Genomic DNA, 19,373 nt, shown 5'->3' with positions numbered 1-19,373 from the left:
ATGTCCGTCCGGCCACTACCGTGGCACCCGTGAGTTCTTGGGACGACGCTTCCGGGCCCGACTTCGGGTCCACCGACCAGCCAGGTCCGCCGCCGCTGACCATGGAGGAGCGGGCCGGCGTCCTGGACGACCTCGCCGAACTGGAGGTGTTCCGGACGCTGCTGGAGCCCACCGGCATCAAGGGCATCGTCGTCGACTGCCCGGACTGCGACGAGGAGCACCACGTCGACTGGGCCCTGATGCAGGCCAACCTCCGCCAGCTGCTCGAGGAGGGCCAGACCGGCCGGCACGAGCCGCCGTTCGACCCCGATCCCGACGACTACGTCAGCTGGGACTACGCCAGCGGCTACGCCGACGGGATCGCCGCGATGGCCGAACGCGAGGAGCCCGGCGGCGACGGCCGCGCCGGCAGGCACGCCCGGGACGACTGAGCACGTCGATCCGTAGACCGGCACCGCGGACAGGTGCCGTCCTCAACCCGTCTTGCGTCCACTCCCGCACTCGGCCACGAGGCCTACGGGCCACTCTGAGGACCGGTCACCGAACGAGGGTTCGGCGGGCCGTGCCGCGACGGGCGTGGCATCCCGCGATGTTGCCGTGGGCAACTCCTCAGTCAACACAGAACTCGCCCTGCGGCGCCACGGCGAAGATCGACATCTCGTCGAGGAGACACGTGGACATCTCGACGAAACGAGGCCGCCCGATTCTCAGCCCATAGCGTTCCGTCGTCCGGCGATCACCGGGCGTCAAACTCGGAACGGCGGCGCTCAGCGCCGAGTGAGGAACCCATCGTGCAGAAGCGCAAGCTGCTCATCGCCGGCATGTCGGGAGTCATCCTGACGGCGGGCTCCGTGTCGTTCGCGGCCACCGCGCTCGCCGCACCCGCGGCCCCGGCCGTCATCAAGGTCTGCGTCGCCGACAAGGGCGGGGCCATGTACCAGGTCTCCTCGAAGACCACCAAGTGCGCTCGCGGTCAGCACCTGGTCACCTGGAACCAGACCGGCGTCCAGGGTGCGCCGGGCAAGGCGGGCGCCCCTGGTCAGACGGGCCTCGCCGGCACGCAGATCCGGACCGGCACGGGCCTGGCCAGCGCGGCGATCATCAAGTACTCGAAGAAGGGTGACCTCTACCTCGACCTCACCCCGGGCAAGGTCACCATCTCCGTCTTCGACGGCACGAAGTACGGCCCGGCGACCTCGCTGCAGGGCGCGAAGGGCGACACCGGCGCCCAGGGCATCCAGGGCATCCAGGGCATCGAGGGCATCCAGGGTGAGAAGGGCGTCGACGGCACCCAGATCCGGTCGGGCCAGGGCCTGGCCACCAAGGAGGTCCTCGAGGCCTCGAAGACGGGCGACCTCTACGTCGACCTCACCCCTGGCGCGGTCACCGTCGCCGTCTTCGACGGCACGGAGTACGGCGAGCCGGTCTCGCTGCAGGGCGCCCAGGGCGAGCAGGGCCTGAAGGGCGACAAGGGCGACACCGGCGAGCAGGGCCTGAAGGGCGACAAGGGCGACACCGGCGAGCAGGGCCTGAAGGGCGACAAGGGCGACACCGGGAAGTCCGTGACGGTGAAGCACGAGAAGGGGGCCTCCGACCTCGACGGGGTCACGCTGACCGTCACCTGCGCAGAGGGCGAGACCGCGATCGGCGCGGGCTACAGCGGCGTCGAGAACGGCGTGCAGCTCACCGGCAGCGACGCCGGCACCCTGCCCACCGAGTGGGTGCTCACCTTCGACGCCGACCCGGGCGCGGCGGTCACCGGCACGGCGCTGTGCGCGGCCACGGTCTGACCCACTCCTAGGACGACACAGCGGGGACCGGCGTACGCGCCGGTCCCCGCTCGTGCGTTCTTGGCCGGGACAGCCCGGCTCGGCAGGTCAGGACATCATGCCGCGGCGGAAACCGGTGGCCACCGCCTCGGCCCGGTCCTTGGCACCCAGCTTGCGGAACAGCCGCCGGGCGTGGGTCTTGATGGTGTCCTCGGACAGGTAGAGCTCGCGGCCGATCTGGGCGTTGCTCTTGCCCTGGCTCATGCCGGTGAGCACCTGCATCTCGCGCATCGAGAGGCTGACCGGCGCGGGCTCGCGGACGGTCGAGCGCACCGTCGTGGGCGCGGCGCCGGCCAGCGGGGTGGCGCCGTTCCAGGCCGGCGTCCCGTTGCCGTGACCGGCGTGCGCGCCGACCGAGGCCAGCGGCACCGGCTGCGGCGGGACGGACGGCAGCGGGCCGCGGCCGTCGACCCGCAGGCCGACCCGCGACAGGCCCAGGCCCATCTCCAGCGCGGTCGCGTCCCAGCGCAGGTAGCCGCGGGCACCGACCGCGACCGCCGCGCGGACGGTCTCGGCGTCGTCGGGAGCACCGAGGACCAGCACCGGCAGCCGCGGGTGGGTCCGCAGCGCCTGGGTGGCGACGGTGAGCCCGGAGTCCGTGGCGCGCTGGGTGCCGATGAGCAGGACGTCGGGCTGGCGCGTGGCCAGCCGGGCCATGAGGGCGGCGGCGTCGCCGACGACCTCCACCCGTCCCACGAAGGGCAGTGCCACCAGCCGACCCGCGATGTCGTCGCGGACCCGTCTGCGCTCGTCGTAGACCCACACGCACGTCGTGCCGTGGCCGGGTCCGCGCATCCTGTCGTCGATCACGCCTGCTCCTCGCTCGCCCGGCCACACGTCCCTGGGCCGGTCCCCCACCGCCCGGGTGCCCCGGCCGGGTGTCGCTCGGACACGCGGTCCCGTCCGGGGACCCGTCGTCGTCGCTGCGGCCGGGACCGGCACCGCCGACGGGTGTCCCGTGGGGGTGTTCGGCACGGCCTGCAGCCACCTTGATCGACTCCGGGAGGCGGCAACACCCGCTCTCACCCAGCGGGGGGAGAGCTGAGCCGACAAAATGCAGGGTCGCCGTGGGTTTGACCCGCTGAGGCCTCGGGCACCGGCCCCCATGCAGCCGGACCGCCCCCTCCGGCTCGCACCGAGCCGAGGAGGACGCAATGGCCGACATCCGCCGCCTGCCCACCCCCGTCGCCGAGGTCTGGGACTGGCAGCTGCACGGCGCCTGCCGCGGGGAGAGCACAGCTCTCTTCTTCCACCCGGACGGCGAGCGGGGTCCGGCCCGGGCCCGCCGTCAGGCGGCCGCCAAGGCGGTCTGCGCCCGCTGCCCGGTCGTCGAGTCCTGCCTGAAGCACGCCCTCTCGGTCCGCGAGCCCTACGGGGTCTGGGGCGGCATGAGCGAGGAGGAGCGCGCCCGGCTGATCGCCGCGGAGCCCGCCGCCGTCGCCGCGGGGGTCTGAAGGAGGGGCCACACTCCCGACACGGCGAGAGGGCCGGTCCAGCAGCTGCTGGACCGGCCCTCTCGCCGTCAGTGGGGCCGTGCCAGGCGCTCGGCCCGCATCAGCTCATCGTGCACCCACGTGCGGCCGCGGTCCCGGGAGGTCTCGGCCGACCAGGTGAAGGAGTCCGCGCGCACATCGGTGATCCGCCACCGCAGCCACGGCTCCTCGTCGTCGCTGAGCAGCTCCACGTCGGCACCGTGCGCCCGCCCGGTGAAGCGCCGGACCCGGCCGTTGACCGGCTCCATCCAGGTCGACAGCCACCGGTCGCCGTCCGGGTGCAGGAAGCGCACCGTCGTCCCGTGGAAGGCCAGCGGCGGCACCCCGGCACCGGGCTCCCCCCGCCCGGGCACGATCCACACGTCCTGGACGGCACGCCCGCCGAGGACCCAGCCCACGTGCAGCTCCCCGGTCGCGTGGTGCCACGTGCCGTCGGGGGCCAGGCCGCTCCAGTGCAGCCGCCAGTCCCCGACGAGCCGGCCGAAGTCGTCCATGGCCGCGGGATCCGCCGGACCAGGTGCGTGCAGCGCGTCGGCGAGCATCCCGCCATGGTGGTCGAGGACCACCCGAGGGCCCACCCCTCGCCGAGCGCGGACGACGGAGGGCCCGGTCCGGACGATCCGGACCGGGCCCTCCGCGCAGAGCTCGGGCGTCAGCTCAGTGGCTGTGCCCGTGGCCGTGCGAGTGGCCGTGGGTGTGGTGCCCGGCTCCGGCCGGCTCCTCCTCCTCCGGCGCCTCGACGACGGCGGAGTCGGTGGTCAGCACCATCGCGGCGATCGAGACGGCGTTGCCCAGCGCGGCCTTGGTGACCTTGACCGGGTCGATGACGCCCTGGGCAGCCAGGTCGCCGTACTCGCCGGTCGCGGCGTTGAAGCCCTGGCCGACACCGGCCTCGCGGACCTTGGCCACCACGACCTGGCCCTCGAACCCGGCGTTGCCGGCGATCCGGACCAGCGGGGCGTCCAGCGCCCGCCGGACCACGCGGGCACCGGTCAGCTCGTCACCGGAGAGGTCGAGGGAGTCGATCGCCGCGGCCGCGTGGACCAGCGCCGAGCCACCACCGGGGACGACGCCCTCCTCCACCGCGGCACGGGTGGCGGCGATGGCGTCCTCGATCCGGTGCTTCTTCTCCTTCATCTCGACCTCGGTGGCCGCGCCGACGCGGATGACGCCGATGCCACCGGCGAGCTTGGCCAGCCGCTCCTGCAGCTTCTCGCGGTCCCAGTCGGAGTCGGTCGCCTCGATCTCGCGGCGGATCTGCGCGACCCGGTCGCCGATGGCCTCACCGGTGCCGCCGCCGTCGACGATCGTCGTCTCGTCCTTGGTGACGGTGACCCGGCGCGCGGTGCCGAGGACCTCGAGGCCGACCTGGTCGAGTTTGAGGCCGACGTCCTCGCTGACGACCTGGCCGCCGGTGACGACGGCGAGGTCGGTCATGAACGCCTTGCGGCGGTCGCCGAAGTACGGCGACTTCACCGCGACGACCTTGATGGTCTTGCGGATCGAGTTGACGACGAGGGTGGACAGCGCTTCGCCCTCGACGTCCTCGGCGACGATCAGCAGCGGACGGCCGCCGGTGGAGAGCACCTTCTCCAGCAGCGGGAGCAGGTCGGCCAGCGCGCTGATCTTGCCGCTGACCAGCAGCACGAGGGCGTCCTCGAGGACGGCCTCCATCGCCTCCTGGTCGGTGACGAAGTAGGGCGAGAGGTAGCCCTTGTCGAACTGCACGCCCTCGGTGACGTCGAGCTCGGTGGAGAGGGTGGTGCTCTCCTCGACGGTGATGACGCCGTCCTTGCCGACCTTCTCCATGGCCTGGCCGATGAGCTCGCCGACCTCGGCGTCCTGCGCCGAGACGGTCGCGACGCCGGCGATGGCGGCCTGGTCGGAGACCGGGATGGCGACCTCGTCGAGGGCCTTGGCGACCGCGTCGGCGGCGGCGCGCATGCCGACGCCGAGCGCCGTCGGGCTGGCGCCCGCGGCGACGTTGCGCATGCCCTCGTGCACCAGGGCCTGGGCCAGCACGGTGGCGGTGGTGGTGCCGTCGCCGGCGACGTCGTTGGTCTTGGTGGCGACGTTCTTGGCCAGCTGGGCGCCGAGGTTCTCGTACGGGTCCTCGAGCTCGACCTCACGGGCGATGGTCACGCCGTCGTTGGTGATGGTCGGGGCGCCGAACTTCTTGTCGAGGACGACGTTGCGCCCGCGCGGGCCGAGGGTCACCTTGACCGCGTCGGCGAGCTTGTCCACCCCGCGCTCGAGCGCGCGGCGGGCGTCCTCGTTGAACTTGATGATCTTGGCCATGGGCCCTTCCGATCAGGGTGCAGGTGGGACGGGCGGGTGAGCTCGGACGACGACCGCCCCGGGACCCGGTCAGTTCGGGTCGCCGGGGCGGTCGTGTCGGCCCCGTCCAGAGGCTCACCCCGAGCTTGCGAGGGGTGAGGAGGACGGGGTCCTTCTACTTCTCCACGACGGCGAGCAGGTCGCGGGCGGAGAGCACCAGGTACTCCTCGCCGGCGTACTTCACCTCGGTGCCGCCGTACTTCGAGTAGATGACCACGTCGCCGACGTTGACGTCGAGCGGGACGCGGTTGCCGTTGTCGTCGATGCGACCGGGGCCCACGGCGATGACCGTGCCCTCCTGCGGCTTCTCCTTGGCGGTGTCCGGGATGACCAGGCCGGAGGCGGTGGTGGTCTCGGCCTCGTTGGCCTGGACCACGACACGGTCCTCCAGCGGCTTGATGTTGACCTTGGTAGCGGTCGTCACGTCAGCGACGCCCCCTTCGGGATCGGACGGCTGGTGGGTCTGCTCTGATGCTGTGGCACGGTGCCGGTGCCTGCCGTCGCGGGGGTCAGGCGCCCGTGCCCGTGTCGATTGGCACTCTACCCAGGAGAGTGCCAGCCACTCAACCGGGTCCCCGAGGGGGGCGACGGACCCGTGCGCCACGCTGTGCTGCGTGCCCGACGACGCGCTCGAGCAGCTCCGCTGGCTGCGCACGCCCGAGGGGGCTGCGGCCACCGCGCTCGCCGCCCGGCTGGTGGACCAGGGCCTCGAGGTACTGCCCGCCCTGGCCCGGCTGCGGGCGCAGGTCGGTGCGGAGCACGCCGGCCCGGCCTGGGAGCTGGCGCGGCTGCGCGCGCGGGCGCGGCCGGTGTTCGGCGCCGACACCGACGTCCTGTTCCTCACCGCCGGCACCCTCGAGCAGGCCGGCCGGCCCGCGCTGGCCGCGCGGCGGGCGCGGCGCCTGCTCGCCGACGCCGCCGACTCGGCCGCCGACCTCGGCTGCGCGTCGGGCACCGACACCGTGGCGCTCGCGCGGGCCGGGGCCAGCGTGCTCGCCGTCGACCTCGACCCGCTGGCCCGCGAGCTGACCGCCGCCAACGCCGAGGCCCTCGGGGTGGCCGACCGGGTGTGGGTGGTCGCCGGCGACGCCGTCGAGCTCGTCGACGCGGCGCGCGGCGGCGAGGTGGCCGGCTGTGCCGCCGCCGTCCTGGACCCGGCACGGCGGGCCGGTGGACGGCGGCAGCTGGACCCCGACCGCTGGTCGCCGCCCTGGACGACGGTGGCGGCGCTGCTGGACCGGGTGCCGCGCGCGGTGGTCAAGGTGGCACCGGGCCTGGACCACGAGCGGGTGCCGGACGGCGTCGAGGCGGAGTGGGTGTCGGCCGGCGGCTCGATCGTCGAGGCGCTGCTGTGGGGCCGCGCGGTGTCGACGGTCCGGCGGCGTGCGTCGCTGGTCCGCGGCGACGCCGTCCTGGAGCTGACCGCCGACGCCGACCCCGGGCCCGCGCCGTCCGGACCAATGCGGAGCTGGCTGCACGAGCCGGACCCGGCGGTGATCCGGTCGGGCCTGGTGTCGCTGGTCGCCGCCGACCTCGGCGCGACGCTGGTCGACCCGACGATCGCCTACCTGACCTCCGACGGACCGACCCCCTCCCCGTGGGTGTCCTCGTACCGGGTCGACGAGGTGCTGCCGTTCAACCTCAAGAAGCTCAAGGCCCTGCTGCGGACGCGCGACGTCGGCCGGGTGGTGGTCAAGAAGCGCGGCTCGCCGATCGAGCCGGAGACCCTCGCCCGCCAGCTGCGCGGCGAGGGCGCGGGGACGGCGACCGTCGTCGTGACCCGGGTCGCCGGCGTCCCCACCGCCCTGGTGTGCGACCGCTCCGACCGATGAGTCCGCACGGCCGCCCGGGTCCACACGTCCGAGGACCCGCACCCGAGGAGGACGCATGGACGGACGGGACACGCACGTCGACCTCCGGAGGATCGGCCTCGCGGCCGCCGGATCCGTGCTGGCCAGCACGGCCTGGTACACGGCCTGGGGCAGCCGGCTCGCGGAGCTGGACGAGGCCTACGCCGACGGCGGACCACCCGCGGCCTGGGTGCTCCCGGTGGAGCTCGCCCGCAGCGGGGCGGTCGCCACCGCCGTGGCCCTCCTCTCCGGGTCCACGGGGGCGCGGGACCCGGGCAGCGCGGCGCGCCTGGGGCTGGGCCTCTGGGGAGCGTTCCCCGTCGTCCTGCTCACCGGCTCGGTGGTGCACGAGAAGGTGCCCTGGCAGCTGGCCGCGATCCACGCCGGCGACTGGCTGGTCAAGCTCCTGCTGCTCTCCGTCACGGTCGCCCGCGGGCCGAGGCGGCGATGACCCACCTCGCGCGGAGGCGCCGCTCAGCGGGTGACGACGTCGATCGGCAGGGAGCTGTCCGCGCCGACGTCCGGTGCCGACGGCGCCACCCCGGCCTCGACCAGCCGCGAGCCCAGGGCCGCCACCATGGCGCCGTTGTCGGTGCACAGCCGCGGGCTGGGCACCCGCAGCACGATCCCGGCCGCCGCGCAACGCTCCTCGGCCAGCGCGCGCAGCCGCGAGTTGGCCGCCACCCCGCCACCGAGCACCAGGTGGTCGACGCCGTGGTCGCGGCACGCGCGCACCGCCTTGGCGGTCAGCACGTCGGCGACCGCCTCCTGGAACGACGCCGCGACGTCGGCCACCGGCACCGGCTCCCCCGCCCGCTGCCGGGCCTCGACCCACCGGGCGACGGCGGTCTTCAGGCCGGAGAACGAGAAGTCGTAGGGGGCGTCGCGGGGGCCGGTGAGCCCGCGCGGGAAGGCGATCGCCGCCGGGTCGCCCTCGCGCGCCGCCCTGTCGATCGGCGGGCCGCCGGGGAACGGCAGGCCGAGCACGCGGGCCACCTTGTCGAAGGCCTCCCCCGCGGCGTCGTCGATGGTGCGGCCCAGCGACTGCACCTCGCGGGCGAGGTCGGGCACCAGCAGCAGCGAACTGTGCCCGCCGGAGACCAGCAGCGCCAACGACGGCTCGGCCAGCCTGCCGTGCTGCAGCTCGTCGACGGCGACGTGCGCGGCCAGGTGGTTGACGCCGTACAGCGGCTTGTCCAGCGCCAGCGCATAGGCCTTGGCCGCGGCCAGCCCGACCAGCAGCGCCCCGGTCAGCCCCGGCCCGGCGGTCACCGCGACCGCGTCGACGTCCGAGGCGCTCAGCCCGGCCTCGGCCAGCGCCCGGTGCACGGTCGGCACCATCGCCTCCAGGTGGGCTCGCGAGGCGATCTCCGGCACGACCCCGCCGAAGCGCTCGTGCTCGCCCACCGACGTGGCCAGGGCGTCGGACAGCAGCGTCCGCCCGCGCACCAGGCCGACGCCGGTCTCGTCGCACGAGGTCTCGAACCCGAGCACGATCGCTTCCCCGCCCACCCCGTTCACAGCCTCTCCCGCTTCATCACGACGGCGTCCGTGCCGCTCGGCTGGTAGTAGCGCGGCCGCCGGCCGATCTCGGTGAACCCGCGCCGGCGGTACAGCCCCTGCGCCACCTCGTTGTCGGCCCGCACCTCCAGCAGCACCACCGGGCTGCGCCGGTCGGCCTCGGCGAGCAGCGCCTCCAGCAGCGCGGCGCCGATCCCCTCGCCCTGCCGGTCCGGGGCGACGCCGATGGTGGCCACGTGCGCCTCGTCGTCGTAGGCGATCAGCCCGGCGTAGCCCACGACCCGGTCGCCGTCCTCGGCCACCAGGTAGGAGCGGGTGTCGGTGCGGGCCAGCTCGTCGCGGTACATCGCCCGGGTCCAGGTGTCCGGGGCGAACAGCTGCTCCTCGAGCTCGAGGACGGCGTCCAGGTCGGCCAGCCGCATCGGCCGCAGCCGCGCGCTCATGCGGTGGTCACCGGCTTGAACGACGTCGGTGGGACGGCGTCCGGGCGGCGGAGGTACAGCGGGACGAGCGGGCCGGCGGACGACGGGTCGGCCAGCTGCTCCGCGGCCGCCCGGACCAGCCCCGTCGTCGTCACCTCGGCCGGGCTGACCGCCACGCCCAGCCGCTCGGCGAACCGGGCGTCGCCGACGACCGCGCCGGCGACCGCCAGCTCCTCCGGGCGCGCCACACCCGGGCCGCCGGTGCGCGAGCCGTCGGCTGCGTAGGCGGCCCAGTAGACCTCCTTGCGGCGGGCGTCGGTGACCACGGTGCGGGCGCCGGAGCCGACCGCGTCCAGCGAGCAGACGCCCACCACGGGCAGGCCGCGGGCGTCACCGATCGCCGCGGCGGTGACCACCCCGACCCGCAGCCCGGTGAACGGTCCGGGGCCCAGCCCGGTCGCGACCGCCTCGACGTCACCGAGCGCGAGGCCGGCGTCGCGCAGCACCTCGGTGACCGCGACGGTGAGCAGCTCGGCGTGCCGGTTGCCCGAGGGGGTCGCCCGCTCCGCGAGCACCTCGATCGCGCCGTCGGGGGACCACCGGGCGAGGCCGGCGACCAGCGTCGGCGTGGCGGTGTCGAGGGCGAGGACGAGCACGACCGCTCAGGTTAGTCCCGCGGCCCGACCGGCTCCCGCGACCGCCCGCCGGACCACGTCGACGTAGGCCGGGTGCGCCAGGCGCAGCCCGGGCAGGTCCGCGGAGCCCACCCAGCGCAGCTCGTCGTGCTCGTGCGGCTGCAGGTTGCGCGGCTCGCCGTCCCACGAACGCACCACCCAGAGGGACAGGCGCAGCTCGCCGTCCTCGAGCCGGGTCAGCAGCACGGGGTCCCGGGGGACGACACCGACCTCCTCGCGCAGCTCCCGCGCCAGCGCGGCCGGCTCGTCCTCCCCCGGCTCGACGTGCCCGCCCGGGAGGTCCCACACGTCGGGGTACCAGCGCCGGTCCGGCGACCGGTGACCCATCAGCACCGTGGCCCCACGCACGAGGACCCCGGCGACGACGTGGTGCCCGGTCAGACCGACCCGCCCAGCCGCCGCTCCCAGCCGGGACCGTGCGGCACGAGCACCGCCGTCCGGACGTCGTCGTCGCGGCGGTCCAGCCGCACCTCGAGGTGCTCCTCGGCCAGCTGCTCGACCAGCCCCTGCCCCCACTCCACGACGGTCACCGACTCCTCGGTGGACGCGTCGAGGTCGAGGTCGTCGACGTCGGCGACCCCGCCGAGGCGGTAGGCGTCGACGTGCACCATCGGCAGCCGGCCGCCGCGGTGCACGCGGGAGATGACGAACGTCGGGGAGGTGACCGGCTCGCGCACGCCGAGCGCCTCGCCCATGCCCTGGGTCAGCGCCGTCTTGCCCGCACCCAGCGGGCCGACCAGCACCACCAGGTCGCCGGCGCGCACCAGCTCGGCCAGCGCGGCGCCGAGCCCACGGGTGTCGGCCGGGGTCGGCAGCACGTGCTCGCGCCTCACGCCAGGCTCCCCGCGACGGCGGTGAGGTCGGCCAGCAGCCCGGCCCGCGGCGCCCCGCCCGGGCCGAACCGGATCGCCGCCGACGGGTGGTAGGTGGCCCAGACCGCTCGACCGTCGACGTCGTGCGCCCGGCCGCGGGCCTGCGCCAGCACGGTGCGCGGGCCGAGGAACCACTTGGCCGACGAGAGCCCCAGCGCGACGACGACCGGCGGGTCCAGCAGCTCCAGCTGGCGCCGCAGCCAGCCGCTGCAGCGGGCCACCTCCGGGGCCTTCGGCGTCCGGTTGCCCGGCGGGCGGCACTTCACGATGTTGAGCACGGCGGCCTCGGCGCGCTCGAGCCCCGCCTCGGCCAGCAGCTGGTCGAGCAGCTGACCCGACCTCCCCACGAACGGCCGGCCGGTCTCGTCCTCGTTCGCCCCCGGCGCCTCACCGACCAGCGCGAACCGCGGGCGCCCGCCGACCGGGACGTCGCCCACCACCACGTGCTGCCGGGTGGCGGCCAGCTCGGGGCAGGCCACGCAGGGGCGGGCGGCGGCGGCCAGTGCCGCCCAGTCGGGAGCAGCGGCCGCGGTGCGGGCGACCTCCTCGGCGGTGGCGTCGAAGCGGGGCGGCCGGGTCACCGTCCCGCTCCCGTCGGGAGGTCGGCGACCACCCGGCGCAGCAGCGCCGACAGCGCGGCGGTCACCTCGTCGGGCTTCTCCAGCGGCACCATGTGGCCCGCCTCGCGGACGACGACGTGCTCGAGGCCCGGCGCACCGGGCCCGCCGAGCAGGTCCACGATCGTGTCGCTGTGCTCCGGCGGGATCAGCGTGTCCCTGTCGCCGGTCAGCACCAGCACCGGGACGGCGCGCAGCGGCTCCAGCGCCGCCGTCTCGTCCAGGCCGGCCAGCGCCGGGTAGAACTCCGCGATGACCTCGACCGGGGTGCCCGCGATCATCGAGTCGACGTAGCGGCCCAGCGCCGGGTCGACGTCGTTCGACGCGAACGACAGCGACCACGTGACGTGCGAGATGAGGTCGGCGGCCAGCCGGCGGGTGCGCTCGGCGAAGCCGGGACGGCGGCGCATGGTGAACGCCGCGATCGGCAGCACCGCCGCCCGCAGCCGGGTCAGCAGCTCGGGCATGCCGAAGTCGAGGTCGGCGAGGTTGCCGCTGGAGGTGCTCAGCAGCGCCGCCCCGACCACCCGCGTCCCGAACAGCTCCGGGCGCAGCTCGGCCAGCGCCATCACGGTCATCCCGCCCATGGAGTGCCCGACCAGCACCACCGGTCCGTGTGGCACCCGCGCGCGCAGCACCGCCTCGAGGTCGCGGCCCAGCTGCTCCATCGTCGAGTGCTCGGCCGGCCCGCGGCCGGAGGCGCCGTGCCCGCGCTGGTCGTAGAACACCAGCCGCGCCGTCGGCCGCGAGCCGTTGGCGGTGGCCAGCGCCGCTCCCAGCGCCCGCCGCTGGAAGGTCCACGACGCCATCGACAGCGAGTAGCCGTGGCAGAAGACCACGGTCAGCGGGGCGTCGGTCGGCCCGACCTCCTCCACCGCCAGCAGCACGCCGTCGTCGGCGGGGACCAGCGCGGTGCGGTCGGCGCGCCGGGACGCCGGGCCGAGCGGGTCGTCCTCGCGCAGCTCGGCGTCCGTCGCCCCCGACGGCAGGCCGGCCGCCGAACCCAGCCGCTCGGCGCCCACCCGCCGGGCGGCGGCCCGGCTGACCGCGACGCCGACGGCGGTGCCGGCCGCGGCCAGGCCGAGGACGGCGCCGATGACCCCGGCGCGGGAGTGCGACAGCGGCACGGACTGCCGGCGCGGTCTCGGGTGTCGCCTCGCCGTCATCAGACCGCCCCCGCCGAGCCGACGTAGCGGCGGGTGAAGCGGCCGCCGATCCGGGTGACCAGCTCGTAGTGGATGGTGTCGACCGCGTCGGCCCAGTCCTGCGCCGTCGGCTCACCGCCGTCCCCCGGCCCCCACAGCACGACCTCGTCGCCCGCGTGCACCTCGGCGTCGCCGACGTCCAGCACGAACTGGTCCATGCAGACGCGCCCGGCGATCGTCCGGTGTGCCCCGGCGGCCAGGACCGGCGCCCGGTTGCCCGCCGCGCGCGGCACGCCGTCGGCGTAGCCGACCGGCACCAGCAGCAGCGTCGTCTCGCGCTCCGGGAAGTAGGTGTGGCCGTAGGAGACCCCGACGCCGGCGGGCACCCGCTTGGTCAGCGCAGCGCGGGCCCGCACCGTCATCGCCGGCCGCAGCCCGTGGGCGGCCGGGTCCCCGCCGAGCGGGTCCAGCCCGTAGACGGCGATCCCCGGGCGCACCATGTCGTACCAGGTGTCGGGCAGCGCGACCGTCGCCGCCGAGTTGGCCAGGTGCAGCCGGGCCTCCGTCAGACCCGCCGCCCGAGCGAGGGCCACCGCCTCCTCGAACACCCGCACCTGCGCGCCGATCGTCGGGTGGGTCGGTGCGTCGGCGTAGGCCATGTGGCTCCACAGGCCCACCACGGCCACGTCGCCGTCGGCCTGCGCCCGCGCCGCGGCGGCGACCAGGCCGGGCCACTCGGCCTCGGTGGCGCCCTCGCGGGAGAGCCCGGTGTCGGCGAACAGGTGAACGGCAGCGGTGCGCCCGGTGGCGCGGGCGGCGGCGACCACCTCGGCCAGGGCCCACTCGGCGTTGACCGACACCTCGACCTCGGCGGTCAGCGCTGCGGCGTAGTCGGTGCCGGGGGTGTGCAGCCAGGCCAGCAGCGGGGCGGCGATGCCGGCCCCGCGCAGCGCCAGCGCCTCCTCCAGCACCGCGACGCCCAGCGCGTCGGCTCCCCCGGCCAGCGCCGCGCGTGCGGCCGGGACCAGGCCGTGGCCGTAGCCGTCGGCCTTCACCACCGCCATCAGCGGGCGGCCGACGCGCTCGCGCAGCGCCGCGGTGTTCGCGGCGATGGCGTCGAGGTCGACGACCACCTCGGCCCGGGCTGGATCGCTCACGTGCCCCAGTCTCCCAGCCGATCCGCGGGCGCCCGCCGCAGGCGGGCCAGCGTGGCCGGCAGGGAGCGGACCAGGTCGCTCGCGATCAGCGGCCCCTCCTCAGCCGCCAGCTGCCCGGCCCGCCCGTGCACGTGCGCGCCGACCGCCGCGGCCTCGGCGGGCGGCAGGCCGGTGGCCAGCAGCGCGCCGGTGAGCCCGGAGAGGACGTCGCCGGTGCCGGCCGTGGCCAGCCACGGCGTGCCGGTGCCGTTGACGTACGCGGTCCCGTCCGGCGCGGCCACGACGGTCGCGTCGCCCTTGAGCAGGACGACGGCGCCCAGGTCGGCGGCCAGCCGGCGGGCCGCGCCGACCCGGTCGTCCCCCACCTCGCTCCCGAAGCGGGCGAACTCGCGGTCGTGCGGCGTGAGGACCGTGGGCCCCGACCGGCGTCGCACGATGTCCGGGTCCTGCGCGGCCATGGTGAGTGCGTCGGCGTCCACCAGCACCGGCAGGTCGGTGGCCAGCACCTCGGCCAGCACGCTGCGGGCGTCGTCGTCGGTGCCCATGCCGGGGCCGACCACCCACGCCTGCACCCGCCCGGCGTCGGAGGGCCGGCCCTCGGTGACGATCGCCTCCGGCCAGGCGGCCCGCACGCCGGCGGCCGCCGTCCCGGCGTAGCGGACCAGCCCCGGGCGGGCGCGCAGCGCCGCACCCGTGCACAGCACGGCGGCGCCCGGGTAGGTCGAGGAGCCGGCGACGACCCCGACCACGCCCTGCGTGTACTTGTCGTCGCCGGCGTGCGGCGGGCGGACGCGTCCTGCGACGTCGGCGTCGGTCACCTGGTGCACCCCGGCCGGTGGCAGGGCCAGCCCGATGTCGACCAGGTGCACCTGGCCGGCGTACCCGCGGCCCTCCCCCACCACCAGCCCGGTCTTCAGCGCGCCGAAGGTGGCCGTGTGCTGCGCCGGGAACGCCGCCCCGGGCACCGCGCCGGTGTCGGTGTCCACCCCGCTGGGGACGTCGACGGCGACCATCAGCCCCGGCCCCGTGGCAGCCCGCTCGACCAGCGCGGCAGCGGGCGGACGCAGGCCCCCGCGACCGCCGATGCCGACGATCCCGTCGAGGACGAGGTCGGCGCGCTCCAGCCCGGTCGGCCCGTCGGGGCCGGTGACCCACCCGCCCGCGGCGCGCAGCGCGGCCAGGCCGGCGGCGTGCGCCCGCTCCGGATCGAGCAGGACGGCGATCACCCGGGCGCCGCGGCGGGCCAGGTGGGCGCCGGCGAAGAGCGCGTCCCCGCCGTTGTTGCCGGCGCCGGCGAGCACGGTGACGCGGGTGCCGTGCACGCGGCCGAGCAGCCCCAGGCAGACGGTGGCCAGGCCGGTCGCGGCCCGCTGCATCAGCGTGCCCTCCGGGGTGGCGGCCAGGAGCGGCTCCTCGGCCACGCGCACCTCGGCGGCGGTGTACAGCCCGATCACGCCTCCTCCCCCCCACGCAGCACGCCCTCGGCGACGACCACCGCCGAGGCGATGCCGCCGTCGTGGCTGAGCGAGACGTGCCAGGAGGTGACGCCGAGCTGCGCCGCCCGGCCGGCCACCGTCCCGCGGACCGTCAGGTACGGCCGGCCGTGCTCTCCGACGCTGACCTCGACGTCGTGCCAGCGCAGGTCGCCGGGTGCACCGAGGGCCTTGGTCACGGCCTCCTTGGCGGCGAACCGGGCGGCCAGCGACTCCCCGGTGCGCGGCGCGCCCCGCGGCGTCTGCTGCTCCGCGGCGGTGAACAGCCGGTCCCGCAGGCCCGGGGTGCGGGTCAGGGACTCGGCGAAGCGGTCGACCGGCACCACGTCGATCCCGACCCCGATGATCACCGGGTCAGTCTGCCGTGCCGCCGTCTGCCGCGCCGTCCGGCGGGAGGTGCTCGGCAGGCGGGCCGGAACGGTCGCAGCTCACCGTCGCGGGTCCTGGCTCACCTCCGGGAGTGAGCCAGGCCCCGCGACGACCAGCTCAGCTGATCGCCGCGGGGAGCGTCACTCGACGGTGACGCTCTTGGCCAGGTTGCGCGGCTGGTCGACGTCGTAGCCGCGACAGCCGGCGATCTCGCAGGCCAGCACCTGCAGCGGCACCGTCGTCACGATCGGGGCCAGCAGCGTCGGCGTGCGGGGCACCCGGATGACGTGGTCGGCGTAGGGCAGGACGTCGTCGTCCCCCTCCTCGGCGATCACGATGGTGCGCGCCCCACGGGCCCGCACCTCCTGGATGTTGGACACGACCTTGCCGTGCACCGACTCCCGGGAGCGCGGCGACGGGACGACGACCACGACCGGCGTGCCCTGGTCGATGAGCGCGATCGGCCCGTGCTTGAGCTCCCCGGCGGCGAAGCCCTCGGCGTGGATGTAGGCGAGCTCCTTGAGCTTGAGCGCACCCTCCAGCGCCACGGGGAAGCCCACGTGCCGGCCGAGGAACAGGATCGTGTCGGCGTCGGCCAGCGTCCGGCCCAGCGCACGCACCGGCTCCATCTGGGCGAGCACCTGCTCGACGGCCTGCGGCAGGCCGCGGATGTCCTCGACGATCGCGGCGACCTCGTCGGCGTACTTGATGCCGCGGATCTGGGCGAGGAAGAGGCCGACCAGGTAGCAGGCGACGATCTGCGCCAGGAAGCTCTTGGTGGAGGCGACCGCGATCTCCGGGCCGGCGTGGGTGTAGAGGACGGCGTCGGACTCCCGCGGGATGGTCGAGCCGTTGACGTTGCAGATGGCCAGCGTGCGGGCCTTCTGGTCCCTGGCATGCCGCAGCGCCATCAGGGTGTCCATCGTCTCGCCGGACTGGCTGATGACGACGACCAGCGTGGACCGGTCGAGCACCGGGTCGCGGTAGCGGAACTCGCTGGCCACCTCGACCTCGACCGGGATGCGGGTCCAGTGCTCGATGGCGTACTTGGCGATCAGGCCGGCGTGGTACGAGGTCCCGCAGGAGACGACGAAGACCTTGTCGATGTCGCGCAGGTCCTGGTCGGAGAGGCGGACCTCGTCGAGGACCAGCCGCCCGTCCTCGCCGAGCCGGCCCAGCAAGGTGTCGGCGACCGCCTGCGGCTGCTCGGCGATCTCCTTGAGCATGAACCAGTCGTGACCGCCCTTCTCGGCGGCCGCGGCGTCCCAGTCGACGGTGTACGCCGTGGGCTCGACGACCGTGCCGCCGAAGTCGGTGACGGTGACCCCGCGCTCCCGGTGGATCTCCACGATCTGGTCCTGGCCCAGCTCACGGGCCTCGCGGGTGTGCGCGATGAAGGCGGCGACGTCGGAGCCGAGGAAGTACTCGCCGTCGCCGACGCCCACGACCAGCGGGCTGTTGCGACGGGAGGCGACCAGGGTGTCGGGCTCGTCGGCGTGCGAGGCGACCAGGGTGAAGGCGCCCTCCAGGCGGCGGCTGACCGCGCGCATCGCCTCGGCCAGGCGGCCGGGGCCCTCCGGCGTCTCGGCGTAGGTCGTCGCCAGCAGGTGTGCGGCGACCTCGGTGTCGGTCTCGGAGGAGAACTCGACGCCGGCCGACTGGCACTCGGCGCGCAAGGCGGCGAAGTTCTCGATGATCCCGTTGTGGATGACCGCGACCTTGCCGTCCGCGGACAGGTGCGGGTGGGCGTTGCGGTCGGTCGGCCCGCCGTGCGTCGCCCAGCGGGTGTGCCCGATGCCGATCGTCGACTCGGGCAGGGGCTGGTCGGCGAGGACCTTCTCCAGGTTGGCCAGCTTGCCGGCCTTCTTCGCCGTCGCCTGCCCACCGTCAGCGAGGACGGCGACGCCCGCCGAGTCGTACCCCCGGTACTCCAGCCGGCGCAGACCCTCCAGGACGACGTCCAGAGCGTTCTGCGGGCCGACGTATCCCACGATGCCGCACATTCCATGGAGGTTACCGGCGGGACCGGACCCGTCCCTCCCTCAGACGAGTGGGAGCGACAGATGTGACTGGTGTGTCATGACGTCGTCGTCCCCCCGGTCGACACCGCGGCCAGGTGCCGCCCGGCGCGGTCCCGCCCCGAGCCTGGTGACGTGCTGGACGGCCACCCGCCAGGGCCCGCGCCGAGCGTGCGAGGCGTGGCGGGGAGGGTGGTCCTCTCTCAGTCGACGGCCGCGACGACGTCGGCGAGGCGCCTGGCGATGGCGTCGGCGCGCTCCTGGGTGGGCGCCTCGACCATCACCCGCACGAGCTGCTCGGTGCCCGAGGGGCGCAGCAGCACCCGGCCGTCGTCCCCGAGCTCGGCCTCGCAGTGGTTGACCGCCGCGGCGACCTCGTCGCTCTCCACGACCGCCAGCCGGTCGCGCACCGGCACGTTGACCAGGACCTGCGGCAGCCGCTGCACCACCGAGGCCAGCTCGGCCAGCGACGAGCCGGTCTCGGCCATCCGGGACAGCAGCGACAGGCCGGTGAGCAGGCCGTCGCCGGTCGTGGCGTGGTCGAGGAACACCAGGTGGCCGCTCTGCTCGCCGCCCAGGCTCAACCCCTGCGCCCGCAGCGCCTCGAGCACGTACCGGTCGCCGACGGCGGTGGTGTGCACGGCGATGCCGGCGTCGCGCATGGTGTGGTGGAAGCCGAGGTTGCTCATGACCGTGGCGACGACGGTGTCGCCGGTGAGCCGGCCGTGCTCGTGCAGCCCGAGCGCGCAGACCGCCAGGATCGCGTCGCCGTCGACGACGTCGCCCTCGGCGGTGACGGCCAGGCAGCGGTCCGCGTCACCGTCGTGCGCGATGCCGAGGTCGGCGCGGTGCGCGCGCACGGCCTCGGTCAGCGGGCCGAGGTGGGTGGAGCCGATGCCGTCGTTGATGTTCCAGCCGTCGGGCTCCCCACCGATGACGTGCACGGTGGCCCCGGCACGCCGGTAGACCTCGGGCGCGCACACCGCGGCGGCGCCGTGGGCGCAGTCGACGACGAGGGTGAGCCCGGACAGCGGCCGCTCGAGGGTCGACAGCAGGTGCTCGACGTAGACCGCACCGGCGTCGGTGAGGTCGGAGACCCGGCCGATCCCGGCGCCGGTGGGGCGCGGGCCGTCGGCCTCGCCGGCGGTCACGGCCTGCTCGATGGCGGCCTCGACCGCGTCGGGCAGCTTGTGGCCGCCCCGGCTGAAGAGCTTGATGCCGTTGTCGGGCATCGGGTTGTGACTGGCGGAGATCATCACGCCGAGGTCCGCGCCGGTGTGCGCGGTGAGGTGCGCGATCGCCGGGGTGGGCAGCACCCCGGCCCGCAGCACCTGCGCGCCGGCGCTGGCGAGGCCCGCCACCACGGCGGCCTCCAGCATCTCCCCGCTGGCGCGGGGGTCACGGCCGACGACCGCGACGGGACGCTGGGTCCCGTCGCGGTCGGCGAGCACGCCGGCGGCAGCACGTGCCACCGAGAGGGCCAACTCCGGCGTGAGGTCGGCGTTGGCCCGACCCCGGACGCCGTCGGTCCCGAAGAGGCGACCCACGGGCGTAC

The 19,373-nt window shown here is 75.3% G+C and carries 21 protein-coding genes; 5 read left to right on the top strand and 16 right to left on the bottom strand.

From position 1 onward, the window contains the following. Positions 1-29 precede the first annotated feature (29 nt). A complete protein-coding gene (locus tag ACWIX7_RS16525; RefSeq protein WP_448617509.1) occupies positions 30-431 on the top strand; it encodes a DUF5319 family protein in 402 nt (133 codons plus the stop codon). A gap of 360 nt (positions 432-791) precedes the next feature. After that, positions 792-1,790 carry a hypothetical protein gene (locus tag ACWIX7_RS16520; RefSeq protein ID WP_448617508.1) on the top strand — a complete coding sequence of 333 codons (999 nt, stop codon included), beginning with the start codon at positions 792-794 and terminating at the stop codon, positions 1,788-1,790. Positions 1,791-1,877: 87 nt separating this feature from the next. Here the strand turns inward: ACWIX7_RS16520 and ACWIX7_RS16515 are convergent, their stop codons facing one another. After that, complete coding sequence (locus ACWIX7_RS16515) at positions 1,878-2,639, bottom strand: LuxR C-terminal-related transcriptional regulator (RefSeq protein ID WP_448617507.1); 762 nt, start codon at positions 2,637-2,639, stop codon at positions 1,878-1,880. Between the two features lie 344 nt (positions 2,640-2,983). Between ACWIX7_RS16515 and ACWIX7_RS16510 the strand changes: the two genes are divergently transcribed. After that, entirely contained in the window at positions 2,984-3,283 is a 300-nt protein-coding gene (locus tag ACWIX7_RS16510; RefSeq protein ID WP_091156592.1) for a WhiB family transcriptional regulator, read from the top strand. Positions 3,284-3,351: 68 nt separating this feature from the next. Here ACWIX7_RS16510 and ACWIX7_RS16505 read toward each other — a convergent pair whose 3' ends face one another. From ACWIX7_RS16505 to groES, 3 genes are all read right to left on the bottom strand, one after another. Beyond that, entirely contained in the window at positions 3,352-3,864 is a 513-nt protein-coding gene (locus ACWIX7_RS16505; protein WP_448617506.1) for a hypothetical protein, read from the bottom strand. Between the two features lie 115 nt (positions 3,865-3,979). Then, entirely contained in the window at positions 3,980-5,620 is a 1,641-nt protein-coding gene (groL, locus tag ACWIX7_RS16500) for a chaperonin GroEL (RefSeq protein WP_448617505.1), read from the bottom strand. Between the two features lie 154 nt (positions 5,621-5,774). Beyond that, positions 5,775-6,083 carry a co-chaperone GroES gene (gene groES / locus ACWIX7_RS16495; RefSeq protein ID WP_110005357.1) on the bottom strand — a complete coding sequence of 103 codons (309 nt, stop codon included), beginning with the start codon at positions 6,081-6,083 and terminating at the stop codon, positions 5,775-5,777. Between the two features lie 190 nt (positions 6,084-6,273). On the opposite strand from groES, the gene ACWIX7_RS16490 reads away from it, so the two are divergent. Together ACWIX7_RS16490 and ACWIX7_RS16485 are read left to right on the top strand one after the other, a co-directional pair. Then, entirely contained in the window at positions 6,274-7,491 is a 1,218-nt protein-coding gene (locus ACWIX7_RS16490) for a class I SAM-dependent methyltransferase (protein WP_448617504.1), read from the top strand. Between the two features lie 55 nt (positions 7,492-7,546). Continuing rightward, on the top strand, positions 7,547-7,960 hold the full coding sequence (locus ACWIX7_RS16485; RefSeq protein WP_448617503.1) for a DUF1761 domain-containing protein: 414 nt from the start codon (positions 7,547-7,549) through the stop codon (positions 7,958-7,960). Between the two features lie 23 nt (positions 7,961-7,983). On the opposite strand, the gene tsaD is transcribed toward ACWIX7_RS16485, so the two are convergent. From tsaD to glmM, 12 genes are all read right to left on the bottom strand, one after another. Continuing rightward, a complete protein-coding gene (tsaD, locus tag ACWIX7_RS16480) occupies positions 7,984-9,003 on the bottom strand; it encodes a tRNA (adenosine(37)-N6)-threonylcarbamoyltransferase complex transferase subunit TsaD (protein ID WP_448617502.1) in 1,020 nt (339 codons plus the stop codon). Positions 9,004-9,026: 23 nt separating this feature from the next. Then, positions 9,027-9,473 (bottom strand): ribosomal protein S18-alanine N-acetyltransferase, encoded by a 447-nt coding sequence (gene rimI, locus ACWIX7_RS16475; RefSeq protein WP_448617501.1) that lies wholly within the window; start codon positions 9,471-9,473, stop codon positions 9,027-9,029. Beyond that, on the bottom strand, positions 9,470-10,108 hold the full coding sequence (tsaB, locus tag ACWIX7_RS16470) for a tRNA (adenosine(37)-N6)-threonylcarbamoyltransferase complex dimerization subunit type 1 TsaB (protein WP_448617500.1): 639 nt from the start codon (positions 10,106-10,108) through the stop codon (positions 9,470-9,472). Before tsaB ends, rimI begins: the two co-directional genes overlap by 4 nt. 6 nt (positions 10,109-10,114) lie before the next feature. Beyond that, a complete protein-coding gene (locus ACWIX7_RS16465; protein ID WP_448622161.1) occupies positions 10,115-10,528 on the bottom strand; it encodes an NUDIX domain-containing protein in 414 nt (137 codons plus the stop codon). Continuing rightward, entirely contained in the window at positions 10,525-10,980 is a 456-nt protein-coding gene (tsaE, locus tag ACWIX7_RS16460; RefSeq protein ID WP_448617499.1) for a tRNA (adenosine(37)-N6)-threonylcarbamoyltransferase complex ATPase subunit type 1 TsaE, read from the bottom strand. Before tsaE ends, ACWIX7_RS16465 begins: the two co-directional genes overlap by 4 nt. Further along, the gene (locus tag ACWIX7_RS16455) at positions 10,977-11,600 is read right to left on the bottom strand and encodes a uracil-DNA glycosylase (protein ID WP_448617498.1); all 624 of its coding nucleotides are present in this window, start codon (positions 11,598-11,600) and stop codon (positions 10,977-10,979) included. The genes tsaE and ACWIX7_RS16455 overlap by 4 nt, the downstream gene beginning before the upstream one ends. After that, positions 11,597-12,763, bottom strand: a complete 1,167-nt coding sequence (locus ACWIX7_RS16450; RefSeq protein WP_448617497.1) for an alpha/beta fold hydrolase — start codon at positions 12,761-12,763, stop codon at positions 11,597-11,599. Before ACWIX7_RS16450 ends, ACWIX7_RS16455 begins: the two co-directional genes overlap by 4 nt. A gap of 38 nt (positions 12,764-12,801) precedes the next feature. Then, entirely contained in the window at positions 12,802-13,938 is a 1,137-nt protein-coding gene (alr, locus tag ACWIX7_RS16445; protein ID WP_448617496.1) for an alanine racemase, read from the bottom strand. Further along, a complete protein-coding gene (locus ACWIX7_RS16440; RefSeq protein WP_448617495.1) occupies positions 13,935-15,392 on the bottom strand; it encodes an NAD(P)H-hydrate dehydratase in 1,458 nt (485 codons plus the stop codon). The genes alr and ACWIX7_RS16440 overlap by 4 nt, the downstream gene beginning before the upstream one ends. Further along, positions 15,389-15,781 (bottom strand): holo-ACP synthase, encoded by a 393-nt coding sequence (locus ACWIX7_RS16435; protein WP_448617494.1) that lies wholly within the window; start codon positions 15,779-15,781, stop codon positions 15,389-15,391. The genes ACWIX7_RS16440 and ACWIX7_RS16435 overlap by 4 nt, the downstream gene beginning before the upstream one ends. Before the next feature lie 159 nt (positions 15,782-15,940). After that, positions 15,941-17,803 carry a glutamine--fructose-6-phosphate transaminase (isomerizing) gene (gene glmS / locus ACWIX7_RS16430; protein WP_448617493.1) on the bottom strand — a complete coding sequence of 621 codons (1,863 nt, stop codon included), beginning with the start codon at positions 17,801-17,803 and terminating at the stop codon, positions 15,941-15,943. 218 nt (positions 17,804-18,021) lie between these two features. Next, a complete protein-coding gene (gene glmM / locus ACWIX7_RS16425; protein ID WP_448617492.1) occupies positions 18,022-19,365 on the bottom strand; it encodes a phosphoglucosamine mutase in 1,344 nt (447 codons plus the stop codon). Positions 19,366-19,373 lie beyond the last annotated feature (8 nt).

The organism is Geodermatophilus sp. URMC 65 (genome assembly GCF_053502545.1).
The sequence above is the reverse complement of the archived record's forward strand: the minus strand, read 5'-3'. Positions and strand labels throughout refer to the sequence as shown.